The 19,656-nt window shown below is 70.9% G+C and carries 14 protein-coding genes; 8 read left to right on the top strand and 6 right to left on the bottom strand.

Annotated features, from left to right (window positions below; all coding sequences use genetic code 11):
• Window positions 1-80 precede the first annotated feature (80 nt).
• From QC029_RS09745 to QC029_RS09735, 3 genes are all read left to right on the top strand, one after another.
• Window positions 81-275 (top strand): hypothetical protein, encoded by a 195-nt coding sequence (locus QC029_RS09745; RefSeq protein ID WP_279555127.1) that lies wholly within the window; start codon window positions 81-83, stop codon window positions 273-275.
• A gap of 1,053 nt (window positions 276-1,328) precedes the next feature.
• Window positions 1,329-1,907 (top strand): carbonic anhydrase, encoded by a 579-nt coding sequence (locus QC029_RS09740; protein WP_279555126.1) that lies wholly within the window; start codon window positions 1,329-1,331, stop codon window positions 1,905-1,907.
• Between the two features lie 17 nt (window positions 1,908-1,924).
• Window positions 1,925-3,397 (top strand): SulP family inorganic anion transporter, encoded by a 1,473-nt coding sequence (locus tag QC029_RS09735; protein ID WP_279555125.1) that lies wholly within the window; start codon window positions 1,925-1,927, stop codon window positions 3,395-3,397.
• Window positions 3,398-4,098: 701 nt separating this feature from the next.
• Here QC029_RS09735 and QC029_RS09730 read toward each other — a convergent pair.
• Complete coding sequence (locus QC029_RS09730) at window positions 4,099-5,646, bottom strand: xylan 1,4-beta-xylosidase (RefSeq protein WP_279555124.1); 1,548 nt, start codon at window positions 5,644-5,646, stop codon at window positions 4,099-4,101.
• A 615-nt stretch (window positions 5,647-6,261) separates the two neighbouring features.
• Between QC029_RS09730 and QC029_RS09725 the strand changes: the two genes are divergently transcribed.
• The 5 genes from QC029_RS09725 to QC029_RS09705 all read left to right on the top strand — a co-directional run bounded on the left by QC029_RS09725 (window position 6,262) and on the right by QC029_RS09705 (window position 12,769).
• A complete protein-coding gene (locus QC029_RS09725) occupies window positions 6,262-7,413 on the top strand; it encodes an extracellular solute-binding protein (protein ID WP_279555123.1) in 1,152 nt (383 codons plus the stop codon).
• Between the two features lie 10 nt (window positions 7,414-7,423).
• Window positions 7,424-8,446, top strand: coding sequence for a carbohydrate ABC transporter permease (locus tag QC029_RS09720; protein ID WP_279555122.1), 1,023 nt, complete (start codon window positions 7,424-7,426; stop codon window positions 8,444-8,446).
• Window positions 8,446-9,348: a carbohydrate ABC transporter permease gene (locus QC029_RS09715; protein ID WP_279555121.1), complete on the top strand. Its 903-nt coding sequence runs from the start codon at window positions 8,446-8,448 to the stop codon at window positions 9,346-9,348. The genes QC029_RS09720 and QC029_RS09715 overlap by 1 nt, the downstream gene beginning before the upstream one ends.
• Window positions 9,349-9,476: 128 nt before the next feature.
• Window positions 9,477-10,976, top strand: a complete 1,500-nt coding sequence (locus tag QC029_RS09710; protein ID WP_279555120.1) for an alpha-N-arabinofuranosidase — start codon at window positions 9,477-9,479, stop codon at window positions 10,974-10,976.
• Window positions 10,973-12,769 carry a CocE/NonD family hydrolase gene (locus QC029_RS09705; protein WP_279555119.1) on the top strand — a complete coding sequence of 599 codons (1,797 nt, stop codon included), beginning with the start codon at window positions 10,973-10,975 and terminating at the stop codon, window positions 12,767-12,769. The genes QC029_RS09710 and QC029_RS09705 overlap by 4 nt, the downstream gene beginning before the upstream one ends.
• 26 nt (window positions 12,770-12,795) lie before the next feature.
• Here the strand turns inward: QC029_RS09705 and QC029_RS09700 are convergent, their stop codons facing one another.
• From QC029_RS09700 to QC029_RS09680, 5 genes are all read right to left on the bottom strand, one after another.
• Window positions 12,796-13,854 (bottom strand): LacI family DNA-binding transcriptional regulator, encoded by a 1,059-nt coding sequence (locus QC029_RS09700; protein ID WP_279555118.1) that lies wholly within the window; start codon window positions 13,852-13,854, stop codon window positions 12,796-12,798.
• 158 nt (window positions 13,855-14,012) lie between these two features.
• Entirely contained in the window at window positions 14,013-15,548 is a 1,536-nt protein-coding gene (locus QC029_RS09695; RefSeq protein ID WP_279555116.1) for a glycoside hydrolase family 43 protein, read from the bottom strand.
• A 510-nt stretch (window positions 15,549-16,058) separates the two neighbouring features.
• Entirely contained in the window at window positions 16,059-17,906 is a 1,848-nt protein-coding gene (uppS, locus tag QC029_RS09690) for a polyprenyl diphosphate synthase (protein ID WP_279555115.1), read from the bottom strand.
• Window positions 17,907-17,919: 13 nt separating this feature from the next.
• Entirely contained in the window at window positions 17,920-18,789 is an 870-nt protein-coding gene (locus QC029_RS09685) for an ABC transporter permease (protein ID WP_279555113.1), read from the bottom strand.
• Window positions 18,786-19,394, bottom strand: a complete 609-nt coding sequence (locus QC029_RS09680; protein ID WP_279555112.1) for an ABC transporter ATP-binding protein — start codon at window positions 19,392-19,394, stop codon at window positions 18,786-18,788. Before QC029_RS09680 ends, QC029_RS09685 begins: the two co-directional genes overlap by 4 nt.
• Between the last annotated feature and the right edge of the window lie 262 nt (window positions 19,395-19,656).

The following is a 19,656-nucleotide window of genomic DNA, read 5'->3' as shown; positions in this document are numbered from 1 at the left end:
CCGGCCACCGGGGCCCGGGTGCGTGACCGCCCCACCGCACGGCGAATCCGGGAACGCCCCGGCCGGTGGGAGGCGAGGAGGTGCGCGGGCGACAGCACACGGCGCACTCCTCGCGGCGCATCCGCGTCGAGCACGGCATCGCCCATCCGGAGAACCGGCGCGCACCGGTCCGCCGCGTCGGACGCCGCGAGCACATCGGCGACACCCTCCGGGCCGTCGCCGCTCTGCCGTCCCGCCGGCAGACCGCGGACCCGGCCCCGGCGCGACGGGGGTGAACACCGAGCCGCGCCGCCGCCCTCGGCGTCCCATCGCCAACCGTGCGCGAGTTCGCCACGCGGGCGACGGGCTGAGGCGGCACCGGCACGCGCGTGGGGCGCGCCAGGGCGGCAACGCGGCGCGGGAGGTGGGACGCGGGCCGGGCCGGGCCGGTGGCACCGGTTGCGGCGCAGGACCACGACGAGGCCGTGACCACCGGGGCCGGGGCTCAGCGCCCCCGGTCGCCGCCGGTCGCTGCCGGGCGACGAGACGGCCGGGGCGGACGCCGTGGCCTGCTCCGGCGGGGCCGTGCCGGCACGTGGTGCCCGGACGGCCCCGCCGCGCTGCTTCCCGGTCGTTCCGGGCATCGCCGGCGCCGGGTGGTCGGGCGCGATCGGGCACGGCCGGGCACGGTCGGGTGCGATCGGGTGCGGTCCGGCGTGAAGGAGGCGGGGTGGATTCGCGTCATCGCACCCTCGGTTTTCGGGCTCTTTTGAGCCGGGAGTGTGGACTTGCTCATGCAAGCCGCTTTGCCGGGATAAGGTTTTTCTTGACCAGCCGTTGACCAACGCTTGGCCTGGTCGAGAGGTACGTGCTGCCCGAAGGGGTGCGTATGTTCCGAGGTGTGGAGCCATGGGCTGCGGTCGTGTTCTTCACCGCAGCCCTGTTCGCCCGTCGTTTCCCCGCCCTCCCTTCGGGTCGTTCGCTTCCGCACATACTGTCCGTCAGGTTGAGGCCAAAGCCTCGCACTCGGGGGGCGTGATGAGCGGGAAGGCCTCACACGACGAGACCGCGATCCCGCGCTCCCGCGGCAGCTCCGGAGCGTCGGCCGAGCCGCCCCACCCCCGCGGCCGGCACCGCGTCTCCGTCCCCGTGTCCCCGGCGCTCGAACACACCCTCCTCGGCCGGGGCCCGACGGCCGTCCACGAGCCGACCGCGCCCGACGCCTCACGCTCCTCCATATCGCCGACAGTTCTCCCCGCCTTCCACCGCTGACACGGGCGAAGGCATCCCGTACCTCTGCCGTGCAAGCCCGACGCGCCCCCATGACGCGCCAGGAGGAATCACCGCACATGCTGCCCTTCATCGACCACGCCCGCACGTTCGGACGGCGCCCGGAGGAATTCGCCGCATACGCCGAAGGCCAGACCCCGCAGGTGCTGTTCATCACCTGCGCCGACTCCCGGGTCGTACCGGCCCTGATCACCGGCGCCCGCCCCGGTGAGCTGTTCGAGCTGCGCACCGCGGGCAACATCGTGCCCCCGTACGCCCTCGAACGTCCCACCAGTGAGGCGGCCACCATCGAGTACGCCGTGGACGTGCTCGGTGTGAAGGACGTCGTCGTCTGCGGCCACTCGCACTGCGGCGCGGTGGGCGCCCTGGTCCGCGGCGACGACCTGAACGCCGTGCCGGCCGTGCGCGACTGGCTCCGCAGCGCCACTCCCCGCCCGAAGGGAGCGGCGGAGGACCCGGCCGTCGCCGAAGGAGTGCAGAACCACGTGCTGACCCAGCTGCTGCGCCTTCGGTCCTACCCGTGCGTGGCCGCGAAGCTCGACAGGGGCGAGCTGAACCTGCACGCCTGGTACTACGAAGTGCACACCGGCGCGGTCCTGGCGCACCGTCCGCAGACCGACACCTTCACGGCACTGTGAAGGCGGGCGCGCGACAGATGGCCGAGACCAGCGCCGCAGCCCGGTTCCCCTTCCTGAAACAGGACGTCGCCGCCTCCCTGGTGGTCTTCCTCGTCGCGCTCCCGCTGTGCGTCGGCGTGGCGGTCGCATCCGGCGTCCCGGCCGAACTCGGCCTGGTCACCGGGATCGTCGGCGGCATCGTCACCGGTCTCATGCCGGGCAGCAGCCTCCAGGTGTCCGGCCCCGCCGCGGGCCTGACCGTGCTGGTCTTCGGGGCCGTCAGCCAGTTCGGCCTGCCCGCGCTCGGCGTGATCGTGCTGGCGACCGGTCTGCTCCAGCTCGGCATGGGCGCCCTCAACCTCGGCCGCTGGTTCCGGGCGATCTCCCTGTCCGTGGTCGAGGGCATGCTCGCCGGTATCGGTCTCGTGATCATCGCCGGCCAGCTGTACGCGGCCGCGGGTGCCACGGCCCCGGAGAGCGGCATCGGCAAGATCGTGGGCTTGCCGCAGGCACTGGCCGATGCCCTCGGCAGCACCGAGGCGCTCGTCTCGCTCGCGGTCGGAGCGGGCACCGTCGCCGTCGTCGTGCTGTGGAAGCGGATGCCGGCGAAGGTGCGGGCCGTACCAGGCGCCCTCGCGGCGGTGCTGCTGGCCACCACCGCCTCGGCGGTCTTCTCCCTGCCGGTCGCCACGGTGGAGGTGGAGGGCCTGCTCGGCGTGATCCAGCCACCCGGGGCGGACGCCTTCGCCGAGCTGGGCAATCCGGCGCTCATCGGCACCATCGTCGCCTTCGCCCTGATCGCCTCGGCGGAGAGCCTGTTCAGCGCGGCGGCGGTGGACCGGATGCACGACGGCCCGCGCACCCGGTACAACAAGGAACTGATCGCCCAGGGCGCGGGCAACACGGTGTGCGGCGTGCTCGGCGCGCTGCCGATGACCGCGGTGATCGTACGCAGCTCGGCCAACGTCCAGGCGGGCGCGAGGACCAAGGCCTCGCGGGTGCTGCACGGTGTGTGGCTGCTGGTGTTCGCGGCGCTGCTGCCCTCCGCCCTGGCGCTGATCCCGATCCCCGCCCTCGCCGGCATCCTGGTGCACGCGGGCTGGAAGCTGATCCCGTTCCGCCAGGTCGCCACCTTGTGGCGGGGGAACCGGGGCGAGGCGCTGATCCTCGTGGTCACGGCCGTGTCGATCGTCGCGGTGAACATGTTCGAGGGCGTGCTGATCGGTCTGGCCCTGTCGGTCGCCAAGACCGCCTGGGACGCCTCGCACGTCAGGCTGGAGGTCGTCGACAAGGGCGCCGGCCCCGTACAGGCGTACCTGTCGGGCAACGCCACCTTCCTGCGGCTGCCGAAGATCCTCGACAGTCTGGAGGCGCTGCCCCAGGACCGGCCGATCGAGCTGGACCTGTCCGGACTGCACCACCTGGACCACGCCTGCCGCACGGCGCTGGAGAACTGGGCCGAGCGGCACACCACCGCCGGCATCGACCCGGTGCGCGTCCTGGCGCCCTGACCACCGGAGCACGGACACGCAGCCGCCGGTCCGGGGCCCGGCAAGGGGCCCGGACCGGCGGCACGCGGCGGCCCGGGCCTCGGGGTCCGCCAGGCGGGTTCGGCCCGACTCCCTGCGCGGGGGAGCGGTCGGTGGTGACCTGGACGTACCGACGAGCCGCCCGTCCGCGAGCCGCCGGAGCATCCGATCCGGCCGGCCATGCCTGCCGTCCATGGCGAAGAGCACGCTGACGCGGTGGCGGGCCGGCGGAGGAGTAGCCGGTGTCGGCCGTGCCGACCACCGCCACGACACCCGTACACCGGCCCCCGCGACCACGCCGGTGCACGACGAGAGGGCCGCCCACCGGCGCGGCGCCCTGCCGTCCGCAGCCGCCCGGACGAGTCGGGGGCCGCAGCCCCGGCCGTTCGCGGACGTCGGCGCGGTAGCCGCACCAGGACACGGTGGTGGGTGCGGGTCGCTCATATCGGTGCGCCGGTGCCCCGGTGCCGTCAGCGGTGAACGGCCGCGGACCACGCCGCCCCGAGCGGCCGAGCGCACGAGGCAGCGGACGGAACGCCTGAGGCGTCGTGCGTGAACAGTCCCGGCCCGACCGGGCCGGGCCGTGGGGCCGGGAGGAACCTTGACCCCGGCACGATCACCGCGTACACGGCCACGGAGCGGCAGTGGCCCGCCGCTGCGGCTCCGATGGGCGGCAGGGGCGCTCACGTCCGGTGCACGGAGGCGCCGAAGTCCTCGGCGCCGAGGCCGAACAGCCGGTTGTCGCTCCACCACTCCGGCGTCTCGTCGACGACGGGGGTGAGCTCCAGCAGCGTCACCTCGTTGCGGCCCAGGACGAGGTCCACGTCGGCGCGCCCGTCGGCGACGGGCACGCTCCGGTGCGAGTGGGCGGGTTCGGCGGCCTCGTGGAGGGCGTCGAGCTGGTGGTCGCTGGGTGCGAGCGGTCGCCCCATCTCGCACCAGGCGGCCCAGGGGTTGCCGGCGTCCTCGCTCACGGAGCGGCGGCGCGCGAAGGCGGAGCCCTGCGTGTCCGGGGAGCCGATGGGCAGGGACAGGCGGAGGGTGTGGCCGTCGACGGGCTCGCCGCCGGTCGGATCGGCCGGCGCCCAGGCCAGCACGGTGACGCGCCCGTCGCCGTGCCGCGTCACCAGGTGGTCCTCGCCTCGGGCGAGCTCCTGCTCGCCCATCCCGGCCATGAACGCGTACAGGTGGTAGGTGGGCTTCTTGATCTGGCGGTGCGTCAGCAGCCCGAAGCCGCCGTGGAACGGCGCGGTGGGGATGCCCACCTCCTCGAACACGTCGCTGAACGTCCAGTACGAGAAGGAGTTCGCGATGTCACCTCCGTTCACCAGCACCGGTGCGAGGTACGCCGCGTGGAAGGCGGTGTCGTGGATCGGGTTGTCCGGCCGGTACGAGGAGTTGAACTCGGTGATGTGGACCGGCAGGTCCGCGAGTTCGGTGCCCGCCAGCTGCCGTCGCGGGGCGCCGAACTGCTCCAGCAGTGCCGACGCCGGCATGAGCGTCTGGTGCGTGCCGAACGGCACGGACTGTTCGGGGCCGGAGGAGTAGGCGTGGCGGCTCACGAAGTCGATCGGCAGGTCGCGGGCCTCGACGAACTCGGCGAAGCGCTGGATCCACTCGTCCTGGTAACCCGGTGCCAGTGAGGGGCCGCCGACCTGGAGTCCGGCGTCCACCTCCTTGACGGCCAGCGAGGTCACCTCGTAGAGGCGGTGGTAGGCGTTCTGGTCGGCGGCCCAGAACGGCGCCAGGTTGGGCTCGTTCCACACCTCGATCGGCCACCGGCGCACCTGGTCGATGCCGTAGCGGTCGGCCAGATGCCCGATGACGGCGCGGACGAGGTCCGCCCACTCCTTCCCGTCACGAGGAGGAGTGATGTTGCCCTTCCACCAGAACACGGTGTCGTCGCCGGAGGCGAGCCCGGACGGCATGAAGCCGAGTTCGAGGAAGGGCGCGATGCCCATCTCCAGGTAGGCGTCCACGACCTGGTCGACGTACGTGAAGGCGTGGCGCACGCGGCGCTCGCCCGCGTAGTCGTAGGGGCGGTGGACGCCCATCCCGTCGCTGAGCAGGCCGTGTCCCCGGATGTACCGGAAACCGATCTCACTCTGGACGAGGGCGAGCGACTCCTGGTAGTCGCGCCGCAGCGCGAGGTCGAACCGACCCGTGCCGACGCAGTGGCGCCAGGCCTCGGAGAGCTGAGTTGTCGACTGCCGGGGAACGACGATCCGCATGGTGGGGTTCCTTTGCTTTGCCGCGGTGCGGTGCGGTGCGGTGCGGGGATGAGGCTCGCCGGGGACGGGCGGTGGGTGGGTCAACCGTGCTCTCACGCAACGTGCTGCGCACCGTAGGGAGCCGGGGAAAACGGTGTCAAGGCGTCGAGCGGCCCACCCACGGGGCTTGCGTCCCGGTGGAGTGCCGGAGGTGTTCGGCAGGGAAGCCGACCTTCCAGGCCGAGGCCCGGAGGCCGGGGCCTGACCGGGCGTGACTGAGTCCGTCCTTGATCGTCACCGACTCTTTTCAACCGCCATCGCACCTGTCCGTGATCGCGTATGGCGGTAGTTGTGTCAGTAACGATTGAGCAACTTGCGAAAACTCTTGGTTGCCACTTGCTTGTTTTGGGCTGTACACCTTAGCTCCCGCTTCGCGGACGGCCCATTAGTTTGCGCAAACTAATGCGTCGTTGGATTACCGACGACAGATCAGGGAGTTCCACGGTGATGAGGAAAACCCGCAGCATGACGGCTGCCGCGATCGGCTTGGGCATCGCACTCGCTGCCACCGGCTGCGCCGGCGGCAGCGACGGTTCGTCCGGTGGTCAGGGCACACTGACCCTCTGGACGAACGCGATGGAAGGGCGCGGTGCGCAGTACTGGAGAGATGCCGCGAAGGAGTACCAGTCGCTGCACCCGGATGTCACGATCAAGATCCAGTCGGTCCAGAACGAGGACCTCGACGGCAAGCTGCAGAACGCGCTCAACTCGAACTCCGCGCCCGACATCTTCCTCCAGCGCGGTGGCGGCAAGATGCAGGCCATGGTCAACGCCGGTCAGATCCAGGCACTGGAACTGACCGACACCGACAAGGCGAACGTGGGCGAGGCGGCCCTCGAAGGCGTCTCGATCGACGGCAAGGTCTACGCGATGCCGCTCGACACGCAGCCCGAGGGCATCTACTACAGCAAGAACCTGTTCAAGAAGGCCGGCATCACCTCGACGCCGACGACGATGGACGAGCTCAAGGACGCCGTCGCGAAACTGAAGGCGATCAAGGTCGCGCCGATCGCCGTCGGCGCCAAGGACGCCTGGCCGGCCGCCCACTGGTACTACAACCTCGCCCTGCGCGAGTGCAGCCAGGACACCATGGCGGAGGCCGCCAAGTCGCTCACGTTCGACGACCCGTGCTGGACCAAGGCCGGCGAGGACCTCGCTGAACTCCTGGACGCCGAACCCTTCCAGAAGGGTTTCCTGACGGCTTCGTCGCAGCAGGGCGCCGGGTCCTCGGCGGGCATGATCGCGAACCGCAAGGCGGCCATGGAGCTCATGGGCAACTGGAACCCCCTCGTGATCGCCGACCTGACCCCGGACAAGAAGCAGCTCCCCGACCTGGGCTGGTTCCCCTTCCCCGCCGTGCCCGGCGGCAAGGGCGACCCGACCGCCATCATGGGCGGCGCCGGCGGGTACTCGCTGTCCAAGAACGCGCCGAAGGAGGCCTTCGGCTTCCTCCAGTTCGTCGTGACCAAGGACCAGCAGGAGGCCTACGCCGAGGCCTTCGACACGATCCCGGTGAACAAGGACGCCCAGGGGGTCGTCACCGAGCCCTACAACATCTCGGCCCTGCAGGCCTTCAACAAGGCCGCCTACTCGATGCAGTTCCTCGACACCATGTACGGCCAGAACGTCGGCAACGCCATGAACATCGCCGTCGTGAACCTGATGGCGGGCAAGGGCTCCGCCGCCGACATCGTCAAGGATGTCAAAGCTGCCGCCGAGAAGGGCTGAGTAAGCAGACATGAGCAACACCCTGGGCACTGACACGGCCGACGGCCGCCAGTCGCAGGGCACGCCTGGAGTCGGGGACGCGGCCGAGTCCGCGTCCCCGACTCCGCCGCGAGCGGCTGCGCACCGCCGGGGCCGTGCCAGGATGCGACTGGAGATCGCGGTCCTGTCCGCACCGGCGATCATCACGTTCCTGATGTTCGTGATCTTCCCGGTCGCGCTCGCCGCGTACTACGGCTTCTACCAGTGGAAAGGCTACGGGGCGCCCACCGACTGGGTCGGCCTGAACAACTACAAGCTGATCCTCACCGACCCCGCCTTCCACGACGTCCTGTGGCACAACGGCCTGATCCTGGTCCTCTCACTGGTCATCCAGGGCCCGCTGGCGATCGCCCTCGCGCTCCTGCTCAACCAGAAGATCCGCGGCCGCTCGATCGTCCGCGTCCTGATCTTCGTGCCCTACATCATCTCCGAGGTCATCGTCGGCACCGGCTGGAGCCTGATGCTCCAGAGCAACGGGGCCGTCAACGACCTGCTGCGCCGGATCGGCCTGGGCTCCCTGGAGGCCGACTGGATCGCCGACCCGGACCTGGCCATCTGGACGCTGATGGCCATCATCACGTGGAAGTACATCGGCTTCGCGGTGATCCTGATGCTCGCCGGCCTGCAGTCGATCCCCGACGAGCTCTTCGAGGCCGCGCAGATCGACGGCGCCTCCTACTGGCAGATCCAGCGCCGCATCACACTGCCGCTGCTGGGGCCGACGATCCGCATCTGGGCGTTCCTGTCGATCATCGGCTCGCTGCAGCTGTTCGACCTCGTCTACATCATCTGGGGCCAGTACGTCTCGGGCACCGCGGGCACCTCGACCATGGCGATCTACATGCTCGCCCAGGGCCGCAACGCGGGCAACTACGGCTACGGCAGTGCCATCGCGGTCGTGATGTTCGTCATCTCGCTCATCGTCGCACTGGTCTACCAGCGCTTCGTCCTGCGCCGCGACCTCCGGGGCGCCGTCACCGAAGGGACCGTGTGATGAGCGCGACGACCGCCCCCTCCCGGACGTCCTCCGCGGCGAAGCCGAAGGCACCCACCGGCCGCCGCGGCGACCGCGACACACCGCAGAAGTGGGGAAGCCCCCTCACCTACTTCATCGCACTGCTCTTCGTCGGCGTCTGCGTCGCACCGGTGCTCTACATGGTGCTCGGCGGATTCCGCACCAACTCGCAGATCACCACGGACCCGGCCGCCCTGCCGCGCCCCTGGGTGATCGGCAACTACATCGGCATCCTGAAGTCGACGACGTTCTGGGGCGAGTTCGCCAACTCCCTCATCGTCGCGGTCGCGAGCACCATCGGCATCGTCGTCCTCGGCCTGATGGTGAGCTTCGTGATCGCACGCTACGAATTCAGGTTCAAGGGCGCGATGTACTCCCTGTTCGCCGCGGGCCTGATGTTCCCGATGGTCATCGCGATCACTCCGCTGTACCTCGTCGTCAAGGGCCTCGGCCTCTCCGACAACCTGCTCGGCGTGATCATCCCGCAGATCGCCTTCGGCCTGCCGACCACCGTCATCATCCTGGTGCCGTTCCTCAAGGCCATTCCGAACGAGATCGAGGAGGCCGCCGCGATCGACGGCATGAGCCGGCTCGGGTTCTTCTTCCGCATGGCGGTCCCGCTGTCGCTGCCCGGTGTGGTCACCGTGGGCATCCTCGGGTTCGTCGGCAGCTGGAACAACTACCTCCTGCCCCTGTACATCCTCAACACCGAGGCGAACTACACCCTGCCGCTCGGCGTCCAGACGTTCTCCTCGCAGTACTCCACGGACACCGCGAAGGTCCTCGCGTTCACCTCACTCGCCATGCTGCCCGCGCTGATCTTCTTCTCGGTCTTCGAGAAGCGGATCGTCGGCGGTCTCACCGGCGCCGTGAAGGGCTGAAACCGCCACCAGGACCCGAATCGGACCGTCCCGCGTCTGCCGTGTCCACGGCGGGGGCGGGCCGCCGGCCGCCGGCATCGCTCAGCCGACGACACACCCCGTGTCATCCCCCGGAAAGGACCGTCGAATTGCCTCGCGCCCGCATCGAGCTCGACAGGCAGGCCGTCATCGCCCCTGTCCGGCGCCGCACCTTCGGCTCATTCGTCGAGCACCTCGGCCGCTGCGTGTACACCGGGCTCTACGAGCCGGATCACCCGAGCGCGAACGACGAGGGATTCCGCATGGACGTCGTCGAACTCGTCAGGGAACTCGGCTGCACGACCATCCGCTACCCGGGCGGCAACTTCGTCTCCGGGTTCCGCTGGGAGGACTCGATCGGCCCGCGCGACAAACGCCCGGTGCGCCGCGACCTCGCCTGGCACGCGCTCGAATCGAACCAGATCGGCCTCGACGAGTTCGCCGGGTGGCTCGAGCTCACCGACTCCGAGCTGATGCTGGCGGTCAACGTCGCCACACGAGGCATCCTGCCCGCCCTGGACCTGCTCGAGTACGCCAACCACCCGTCCGGCACGGCGCTGTCGGACCTGCGCATCGCCAACGGCACACCCGACCCGCACAACGTGCGCATGTGGTGCCTCGGCAACGAAATGGACGGCCCCTGGCAGACCGGGTTCATGACGGCCGACGACTACGGCAAGATCGCCGCCCGCACCGCCGCCGCGATGAAGCAGGCCGACAAGGACCTCGAACTCGTCGTCTGCGGCTCCTCCGGGTCCAACATGCCTACGTTCGGCGACTGGGAGCGCACGGTACTCGAGCACAGCTACGACCACGTCGACTACGTCTCGTGCCACGCGTACTACCAGGAGCACGACGGCGACCTCGGCTCCTTCCTCGCCTCGGCGATCGACATGGACTACTTCATCGACACCGTCGTCGCGACCGCCGACCACGTGGGGCACAAGAAACGCTCCAGCAAGAAGATCAACGTCTCCTTCGACGAGTGGAACGTCTGGTACCTCAAGGAGCACCAGGAGTCCGAGAAGACCTACGACGAGTGGCGCCACGCCCCCCGGCAACTCGAGGACACCTACACGGTGGCGGACGCCGTCGTCGTCGGCAACCTGCTGATGACACTCCTCAAGCGCAGCGACCGCGTCACCTCGGCATCCCTCGCACAGCTCGTCAACGTGATCGCCCCGATCATGACCGAGCCCGGCGGCCCGGCCTGGCGGCAGACGACCTTCCACCCGTTCTCGATCACGAGTCGGCTCGCTTCCGGCGAGGTGATCCGGCCCGTGATCGAGGCGCCGACGTACCACACGGCGCGCCACGGCGAGGCATCCGTCCTCGACGCCGTCGCGACCGTCGACGAGGACCGGGCCGCGGTCTTCCTCGTCAACCGCGACCTGGCGGAGACCGCACAGGTCACGATCGACGTGCGCAGCCTCGGCTCGTCGCGCATCACCGAGGCGGTCACACTCGCCGACTCCGACGTGTACGCGAAGAACACGCTCGCCGAGCAGCACCGGGTGACCCCGGCCGCGAACCCGAGCGCGGCACTCGCCGACGGCCTGCTCACCGTCGAGCTGCCGCCGACGTCGTGGACGGCGATCGCCCTGCGATGAGCGACGACACGGAACCCGGTCAGGAGCCGGCTCGCCTCCGGCGCGGCGATCCGGTCCGTGAACCGCCGGCCCCGATTGCCGAGCGCCGCGAGGTGACCTGCACGTTGCGCGATGGAACACGGCTTCGGACCGTCCTGCTGGTTCCGCACGGGACCGGGCCGTGGCCGGCCCTGCTGACGCGTCACCCCTATGACGCGACCCGTGACGAACATGACGGGATGCTCGACGTCGGGCGTCTTGTCGCCGCCGGCTACCTCGTCGCGCTCCAGGACGTGCGGGGGCGCTTCGGCTCCGAGGGCGTCTTCGACCCCTGCGCGCAGGAGGTGGCCGACGGCGCCGACACCGTGGCCTGGCTCGCGGCGCTTCCCGAATGCACCGGCGCCGTCGGGATGTGGGGCGCGTCCTACGCCTCGGACACCCAGTTCAGCGCTCTTCTGGGAGGCGCTCCGGCTCTGCGGGCGATCGCTCCCGCCATGACGCCGGCGATGTCGGCGCTCGACGGCTTCCGGTTCCGCGGCGGGGTGCCGGAGATCGGAAGCACCCTTGCGTGGACGCACTACGCGATCGCCCCTGATCTGATCGCGCGCATCGACTCCGCCCGCGAGCGGGAGGCCGAGCGGAAGCGGTGGGAGGCGACCGAGCGGGCGATCGCGACCCGGAAAGCGTTCCGGGCCGGCGCTCTGCGTGCCGCCCCGGACGCCGAGGCGATCGTCGTGTGGGGCCTGGACCGGCTGCGGGAGCCGCTCGGGTCGGCACATCACCGCGCCGGGAAGATCGTCGACCGGATCGACGCGATCGACGTCCCGGTCTTCCTGGTGGGCGGGTGGTTCGACGTCTTCCTCGGGTCGACCCTGGAGGTCTACCGGCGTCTGCTGCACCGCGCGAAGGACACCGGCGGGCCGATGCCCCACCTTCTCGTCGGCCCCTGGTCGCATGACGACATGTCCGGCCGGATCGCCGACGTGGACTTCGGACCGGGCGCGTCCGCCGACGACCTCGGCGGCAGCGGGGACCTCACCGCACAGCACGCGCGGTGGTTCGACGCCACCCTCCGCGCAGGCACGGCGGACACGCCGCCGGTGCGCGTGTTCCTGATGGGCTCGAACCGGTGGATCGAGTTGGACGAGTTCCCTCCGCGCGACACGCGGACGCTCGAGCTGTACCTGGGCGCCAGGGGAGTGCTTGCTGCCGAGCCGGCCGGGAGCGGTGAACGGCGGCTGACCAGCGATCCAGCGTCCCCGGTGCCGACGTGCGGCGGTGCGGTGCTCCTCTTCGCGCCGTTCGAGGCGGGGCCTGCCGACCAGGCGGCGATCGAGGCGCGGCAGGACGTGGTCTCGTGGCGCACCGTGCCGCTCGCCGGGGAACTCACGGTGATGGGCGCGGTTCGCGCCGTCGTCCACCTCGCGACCACGGGAACGGACGCGGATGTGGTCGTGCGGCTGTGCGACGAACACCCGGACGGCAGCAGCCTCGTCATCACCGACGGTGTGCAGCGGGGGTCGGCGCGGTCCGTCGACCCGATCACGGGTCGCGGCGACAGGCGGTCGATCGAGCCGGATCAGGAGCAGGAGTTCGTCGTGGACCTCTGGTCGACGGCACACACCTTCCTGCCGGGGCATCGGGTGCGAGTCGACGTCGCACCGAGTTCGTCACCCCGCTGGGACATCGGATGCAATGTCTTCCAGACGGCCGGGTCGGTCGAGGCGCCCACCGTGGCGGAATACACGATCCGTCATGGCGCTGCCCATCCGAGCCGCCTCATCCTGCAGGTCGCGACGACAGCGCCGCGATGAGACCGGCCGGGACACGCCCGCCGGCGTCATCGGCGTGGCCCCGCGGTTGCCGAGGCGGGCCCGGTGGAAGCACGGACGACCAGCCCGGTGGCCAGCTCCATGCGGGCGGGGGACCGGGCGCCGCCGTCTTCGCCCCGGGAGAGCTCGATCAGGAGCTTGACCGCTGCGGCACCCAGCTCGGTACTGGGCTGTCTGATGGTCGTCAGACCAGGGGTGATGTACTGCGCCTCGGGCAGGTCGTCGAATCCGATGACGCTGACGTCCTCGGGAACCCGCAGGCCCCGAGCGTCCAGCGCGTCGTAGATACCGAGTGCCATGGAGTCCGCACAGGCGAAGATTCCCGTGATCCCCGGGTCGCTGTCGAGCAGGGTGTGGGTGGCGGTCGTCGCCTTGGCGCGATTCCACCCGCCATAGGTCACGGATACCGTGGCACTGCCGGCGGTCGCCGTGTCGGCTGCCGCGCGGAAACCGTCGACGCGCGCCCGGCTGAAGAGATGGCGGGCATGGCCGGCGACGACCCCCATCCGCACGTGGCCAAGAGACAGGAGGTGCTCAGCGGCCATACGGCCGCCGTCCCAGTTCGCCACACCGATGCTCGCCACCCCTGACGGCGGTGTGCTCATCGGGTCGATCAGCACCACGGGGACGCCCGCGGCACAGAGCGCGTTGAACTCCCGCGAGGCGGGATCGATCAGCGCCCCGATCGTGCCGACGGCGCGCCTTCTCAAGACCCGCGACACCCAGTCACCGTGCGGCTCGGCGAGCGTCAGCACGACATCGAGCCCCGCTGCCGCCGCCTCTCGCCCGACTCCGGCTATCAGCAGGTTCGCCCATGACCCCTCGAAGTGGGTGACCACGAGGTCGAGCACGTTGGACAAGCCGCTCTCGTCCCGCACGCTTTCGCTCTTGGACCCGGCCCGGCGGGTGTAGCCGACGGCCTGCACGGCTTCCATGACCTTCGCGCGCGTCTCGGCCGAGACGTCGGTCCCGCCCCGCAGCACCTTGGACACGGTGGGCACGCTCGTACCAGCGGTTTTGGCCACCAAGGACAGGGTGGGGCGCGATCCGGCGGGGCGAGGGGGCATGGGGACAGATTAACCGGCGAGGAAGCCGTACAGGAGGCCGGGCCGGTACCGCCGCCTGCGCCCCCGGGCCGACATCGCCGGCCACGGCCCCCGAGGGCGCGGCCTCGCGGCGTGCCGTGTGCGGCACCCGCACGGACGCGGGTGCCGCACGTCGAGCGTCACGCGGAGGGCGCCCGGACCGGGGCGTACTCGAACCAGTCGAAGGCGACCGTGCCCTCGGTGGCGTACATACCGATCACACGGCCGGTGAAGCCGCCGGCGACCTCGGTGGACAGGTAGCGTCCGTCCAGTTCGGCGAGCGGCCGGGCGTCCGGGGCACCGGGATCGCCGAGCCAGAAGGCGACGGTGTCAGGGCCCGTGGTGCCGCCGTCGGTGAGTTCGGGCGACGCGGGCACGAGGTCGGACGTCCGGATCGTCACGGTGAGGGTCAGCGGCCCGGCCGGAACCGGCCGGGCGGCCACGGTCTGGCGCAGCGGACCGATCCGGGCGACGACGCCGGCCTCCCCGTTCCCGACCTCCAGCTCGTAGTGGTGGGCCTCGTCCAGGCGCACACAGAGGCCGCCGCGCCCCGCGCCCGGGTCGATCGCAGCGGTGAAACGGCAGTCGTGGTGCTGCTGGCGGCGGCCGACGAAGGTGTACCCGGGGCGATCGAGGGTGGGGCCGGTGGCGTTGAGGAGCAGCCAGCCAGGGCGCCCGGTGAGCGACCAGGAGCCCTCCGGGCGGGCGAACGGCGAGACCCAGTGCGGCGCGAGAGCGGACTCGTCGAAGTCGTCACGGGCGGGCAGGGCCGGAACGGGATGCCAGGCACCGCCCGGGACCGCGTGGCTCTCGGCAACGGGTGCGACGACGGGCCAGCCGTCCTCGTCCCACTCCACAGGAGTCAGGAACGTCTCACGGCCGAGCACGTGCACGTCGGGCGTGAAACCGCGGGGGCGGACGCCGAGCAGCACCATCCACCAGCTCCCGTCGGGAGCCTCCACCAGGTCGGCGTGGCCGACGTTCTGGATGGAGCGGGCGGTACCGCTGTGGGACAGCAGGGGGTTGGCGGGCGCGCCCTCCCAAGGACCGCGCGGCGAGCGGCCGCGGGCGATGGACACGCTGTGGCCGCGCTCCGTGCCGCCTTCCGCGATCAGCAGGTACCACCAGTCGCCGATGCGGTAGAGGTGCGGTGCTTCGGGGTACTTGAGGCCGCTGCCCGACCACGTGGCGAAAGGCCCCTCCAGCACCTCACCCTTGACCGGGTCGATCCTGGCCATGTTGATGCCGCCCTCAGGCCCGGAGAAGGCGCACCAGCAGGTGCCGTCCTCCTCCCACGCCAGATCGGGGTCGATCCCGGACAGGTCGATCCACACCGGGTCGCTCCACGGCCCTTCGGGCCGCTCGGCCGAGACGATGAAGTTGCCGCCGCCGTCGACATTGGTGTTGACGACCCAGTAACGGCCGTCGTGGTGGCGGATCGTGGGGGCGTAGAGACCGCCGGACGCCTTGGCGCCGGGCAGGGGCAGCGGCAGTTGCCCGGGCCGGTCGAGCACGTTGCCGATGTGCTCCCAGTGCACGAGATCCTTGCTGTGGAAGAGCGGCAGTCCGGGGAAGTACTCGAAGCTGGAGCACACCAGGTAGTAGTCGTCACCGACCCGGCACACGCTCGGATCGGGGTGGAACCCGCTGATCACAGGGTTGTCGTAGGTATGCACAGAAACGTGTTCCCTTCGATCCGCCGGGCGCCGTGAAGCGAGTCTAGACGGCGTCCTGCAAACACCCGAGGACGCTGTGGGCGGCCTGGCCGGCGACCTCGATGCGTCCCGCGAGGTCCATCCCTTCCGATCCCCTGACGAGCGGCTCGGTCGGGCAAGGACGCCGCTCGGCCGGCTCGTTGTCGCTCCGGCCGCCGTTCACGCACTGTCCGGACAGGAGAACCGAACCCCGCGCACCACGGGTCTCGGCCTCTCCCCCGACACCCGCGAAGCGCGGCGCGGCCTGCTGCGGCGCACCCTCTGTCCGGAGCAGCCCACCCACCGACTCGCCGCGGGCCGGACGACCCGCCGCCACCAGCGGTGGCCCGCTTCAACCAGTCCCCATGCGCCGGTCGGCCAGAAGACCGCGATCGGCCTCGACCGCTGCGGCACTCCTGCCGGATCTTCGGGGCTCCGGCTGGTGTGGACGTCCTGCCGGGCCCCGAATCGCCGTCCCCCCCCCCGGGGGGGTCAGACCGGACGTGACGGGGCGCTCGGTGGTTCCTGGGGGGAGGTGAGGGGGGCGGCGCCGTACCGGCGTTGGCGCCGGCCGTACTCGGTGATGGCCCGCCACAGGTCGCGCCGGTCGACGTCGGGCCAGTAGTCGGAGGTGAAGTACAGCTCGGCGTAGGTGGCCTGCCAGGGAAGGAAGTTGGAGGTGCGCCGTTCGTCGCCGGTGCGCCACAGCAGGTCGACGTCCGGCATGTCGGGGTGGGGCAGGTAGCGGGCGAAGTCGTCCTCACCGATGAGATGGGGAGCCACGTCGCCTGCTCGGGCCGCCTGGGCGAGGGCTGCGGCGGCCCTGGTGATCTCGTCGCGGCCGCCGTAGTTGAAGCACACGGTGAGGGTCAGTCCGGTGCGGGCGCGGGTGCGGCGCTCCTCGCGCACAAGAGCCTGGACGAGTTCTTCGGGCAGTTTGTCGGGACGGCCGGACCAGCGCTGACGTACGTCGAGATCACGGATGGGGCCTTCGTCGAGGTCGCGTCGGATCGCTTCCATGATCGTGGCGATCTCCTCGGTGTCGCGTTTCCAGTTCTCGGTGGAGAACGCGTAGAGGGTCAGGTGGCGCAGGCCGATCTCCAGGGCGCCGTAGATCATCTCGTGCGCGGCGGCGCCGCCGGCGCGGTGGCCTTCGGAGCGGGGCAGGCCGCGCTGCTCGGCCCAGCGGCCGTTGCCGTCCATGATGATCGCCACGTGGGAGGGCATCCGGTCGGCGGCGATCCGCGGGGGCCGGGCGCCGTCAGGGTGCGGTGGCGGGGGCCGCAGGGCGGTGTCTCCGGCTGCCGGGCTCGGACCGCTCGCCTCCACCGCGGGCCGTCGGGGTCCGGGCACGGTCAGGGGCGTCAGGCTCCAGGCCAGACGCGAGCGGACGCGGGCGGGGGCGAGGATGCGGGCGCGGGCCACGAGGGAGGGGTGCGGGGCGCGTTCGAGCAGGGCGGGGCCGGTCGCCTCGACGGCATCCAGTTGGGCGCGCAGCAGGCGGGCGGACGTGTTGAGCACGGTGGCGGCGCCCGGGTGCATGCCTCTGGTCATCGCGGGCCTGGTCACCCATCGGCGAGCCTGGTCGGTCATCGCGCCGATCAACGCCGCTGCGGCCGGGCTCCAGCGCCCCTGCCGCAGGTCGTCCTCCGCGCCGGGGCAGGCGTCCAGGGCCTCCTGCGGCAGGAGCAGGAGGCCTTGGGCGAGGTCGGGGCCCAGGTCGGTGAGGATGTCGGTGAGCTGGGCACCGTTGACGAACCGCTCGTAGTCATCCCGTTGGTCCAGCCTCAACGTCATCGGAGCTCCGGCCTGTTCGAACAGGTGTCGTACCTGGTCGACCCAGGGCACGATTCCCTCGTTGCACCAGGCCCGCCACGCGGCCCAGTCGGCGAAGCGCCGGTCGCGGACATCGTCGCGTGTGCCGGCCATGGCGCCTCGCAGACCGGACAGGTCCAGACGCCATCGCAGGGCGGTGTCCACCAGGGCGTGCCGGACCGGGTCCGTGCTCGTGCCGGCCGCCAGGTCGCGTTGCAGGGCCTCCGTCCACGCTTCGACGCGGGCCGCACGCTCGGCCGGTCCCGCATCCCGCTGGTCGGCCAGGTCGTCCAGGGCGTTCGCCGCCGCCCACAGGGCCCACCCGGCCGGACGCAGCACGGCCGGCATCAGCTGGATGAGGGCGTGGATCGCGGGATCGTGCCGTCGCGTGGTGCGCCGGCAGAGCCGGTACGCCGCCCGCAGGGCCGGATCTTCACCGGTGAGCGACCGGGCGGTGGGTTGCCTCCGCCGTGCTCGCGGGGCCACGTCGAGGTCTTCCGTCGTGGACTGTGACAGGGCGCGCATGGGGACCGGGACCTCAGGGTGCTTCCGTGTCGGACGCCGCGGCCGATGGTGTGGCGGCCCGAAGCGGCGTGGGAAGGCCGTCCTTGCCGCTTCCCGGCCCGGGCAGCGTGGTCTGGGTGGTCGGCGGCAGGGAGCTGCGGGTGCTGCGGCGGAAGCCCACCAGCGCGACCAGCGCGGCTGCCGCGAACCAGGCGAGCTGGATGGCCAGGTAGCCGGGTACGGGGGTGGTGGAGAACCCGGCCGCTGTGCTGGCCTGCATGGCCCCGTAGGAGGGCAGGTGGCGTATGAGCGGGTTGTCGGCGCCGGAACTGCTGATGGGGTTCTGCAGCGCGAGGTCGATGATGCTGGTCATCACGATGGCGAACATGCCCTCGACTTCCCGGCGCAGCAGGGAGCCGAAGCCGACGCCGAGCGCACCGTAGGTGAGTCCGGCGCAGAACAGCGCGGCGGCGAGCAGGAGGGGCTGGCGGGGTGTCCAGGCCAGGCAGGTGACCGCGGTGGCGTAGGCGGCGACCGCTGCCGAGACCAGGGCCAGGGCGGTGACCTTGGCCAGGACGAGATGGGCGCGGGGGTAGCCGGCCATGGCCAGTCTGCGGTCGAAGCCGCTGCCGGAGAACGTGGCGGCGAACATCATGAAACCGGTGATCAGTGTGACGGCGTTGAGCGCGCCACTGATCTCGGTCAGTTCGTTGCCGTGCGGGGCCAGCGTCTCCCCGGTGGCGCGGAGACGCATCCGGGCCGGGGTGTCGGGCATCGCCAGGTACGCCAGGGTCGTCCACACCGGGACGAACAGGATCACCAGGATCATGGCGAACCGGTTGCGGCCGTGCTCGATGAGCGTGAACCGGGTGGCGACGGCGAAGTGGGTCAGGTGGAACCTCACGCGGCGGCCCCCGCTTCGTCCGGGCGGAGCAGCCCGCCGTCCAGGCGCCACAGCTCGTCCAGGCGTTCGGTGTCATACGCCAGGTGAGAGACGACCAGGACCGAACGCCCCGCGTCCCGCAGCCGCACGGCCAGGTCCCAGAAGCGCTGGTAGGTGTCCCAGTCGAATCCCTGATACGGCTCGTCCAGCAACAGCACCTGCGGATCGTGCATGAGCGCCAGCGTCACGTTCAGCTTCTGCCGCGTGCCGCCGCTGAGCACCCCGGCCCGCTCGTCGGCGTATCCGGTGAAGCCCAGAACCTCCATGAGCTCCTCGGCATACCGCACATCGGCCAGGCGGTAAGCCGTCTGGAAGAACGTCAGGTGCTGCCGGACGGTCAGGGCGTCGTTGAGGACCACGTGCTGCGGGCAGTAGCCGAACCGGCCGCTGTGACGGACGGTGCCGCGCGTGGGCCGTAATTCGCCGGATATGACCTTCAGCAGCGTCGACTTGCCGGCGCCGTTCTCCCCGACGATCCCGCACAGTGTGCCTGCTCGGAGCCGCAGGTCAACGCCCCGCAGAACCACACGCCGACGGTAGGCATGATGCACATCCCTGACATCCACGCCGTCCCCCTCGTAGACCTGGACCGACTGTCACCCGAATGGCCTAACGACCACGACGCGCCGAGGACACGGCCCCTCTGTTGCTGGGGCGTGGTGGTGCGGGTGGGGTTGAGGTCTGGGGGTGTGGGGGGTTTCGGGGGTGTCGGTCGAGGTGTTGGTGGGTGGGTGTCGGTGTGGGTGGTGTTGGTTTGCGGGTTCTTCTTCTGGGTGGGTGTTGCTGGGGGTCGGTGGGTGGGTGGTGGTTGGGGGTTAGGTGGGTGGG

Source organism: Streptomyces sp. DH37 (genome assembly GCF_029813835.1).
Classification (GTDB): Bacteria; Actinomycetota; Actinomycetes; order Streptomycetales; family Streptomycetaceae; genus Streptomyces.
Note: the sequence above shows the minus strand (reverse complement) of the source record. Positions and strands in the feature narration are given on the sequence as shown.

Bases quoted from the DNA above. Each gene is read 5' to 3' on its own strand.
- QC029_RS09730 (WP_279555124.1), bottom strand. From the start codon at position 5,646: ATGCGGATCGTCGTTCCCCGGCAGTCGACAACTCAGCTCTCCGAGGCC.
- QC029_RS09735 (WP_279555125.1), top strand. From the start codon at position 1,925: ATGGCCGAGACCAGCGCCGCAGCCCGGTTCCCCTTCCTGAAACAGGAC.
- QC029_RS09715 (WP_279555121.1), top strand. From the start codon at position 8,446: ATGAGCGCGACGACCGCCCCCTCCCGGACGTCCTCCGCGGCGAAGCCG.
- QC029_RS09700 (WP_279555118.1), bottom strand. From the start codon at position 13,854: ATGCCCCCTCGCCCCGCCGGATCGCGCCCCACCCTGTCCTTGGTGGCC.
- QC029_RS09740 (WP_279555126.1), top strand. From the start codon at position 1,329: ATGCTGCCCTTCATCGACCACGCCCGCACGTTCGGACGGCGCCCGGAG.
- QC029_RS09720 (WP_279555122.1), top strand. From the start codon at position 7,424: ATGAGCAACACCCTGGGCACTGACACGGCCGACGGCCGCCAGTCGCAG.
- uppS (WP_279555115.1), bottom strand. From the start codon at position 17,906: ATGCGCGCCCTGTCACAGTCCACGACGGAAGACCTCGACGTGGCCCCG.
- QC029_RS09725 (WP_279555123.1), top strand. From the start codon at position 6,262: ATGGAAGGGCGCGGTGCGCAGTACTGGAGAGATGCCGCGAAGGAGTAC.
- QC029_RS09705 (WP_279555119.1), top strand. From the start codon at position 10,973: ATGAGCGACGACACGGAACCCGGTCAGGAGCCGGCTCGCCTCCGGCGC.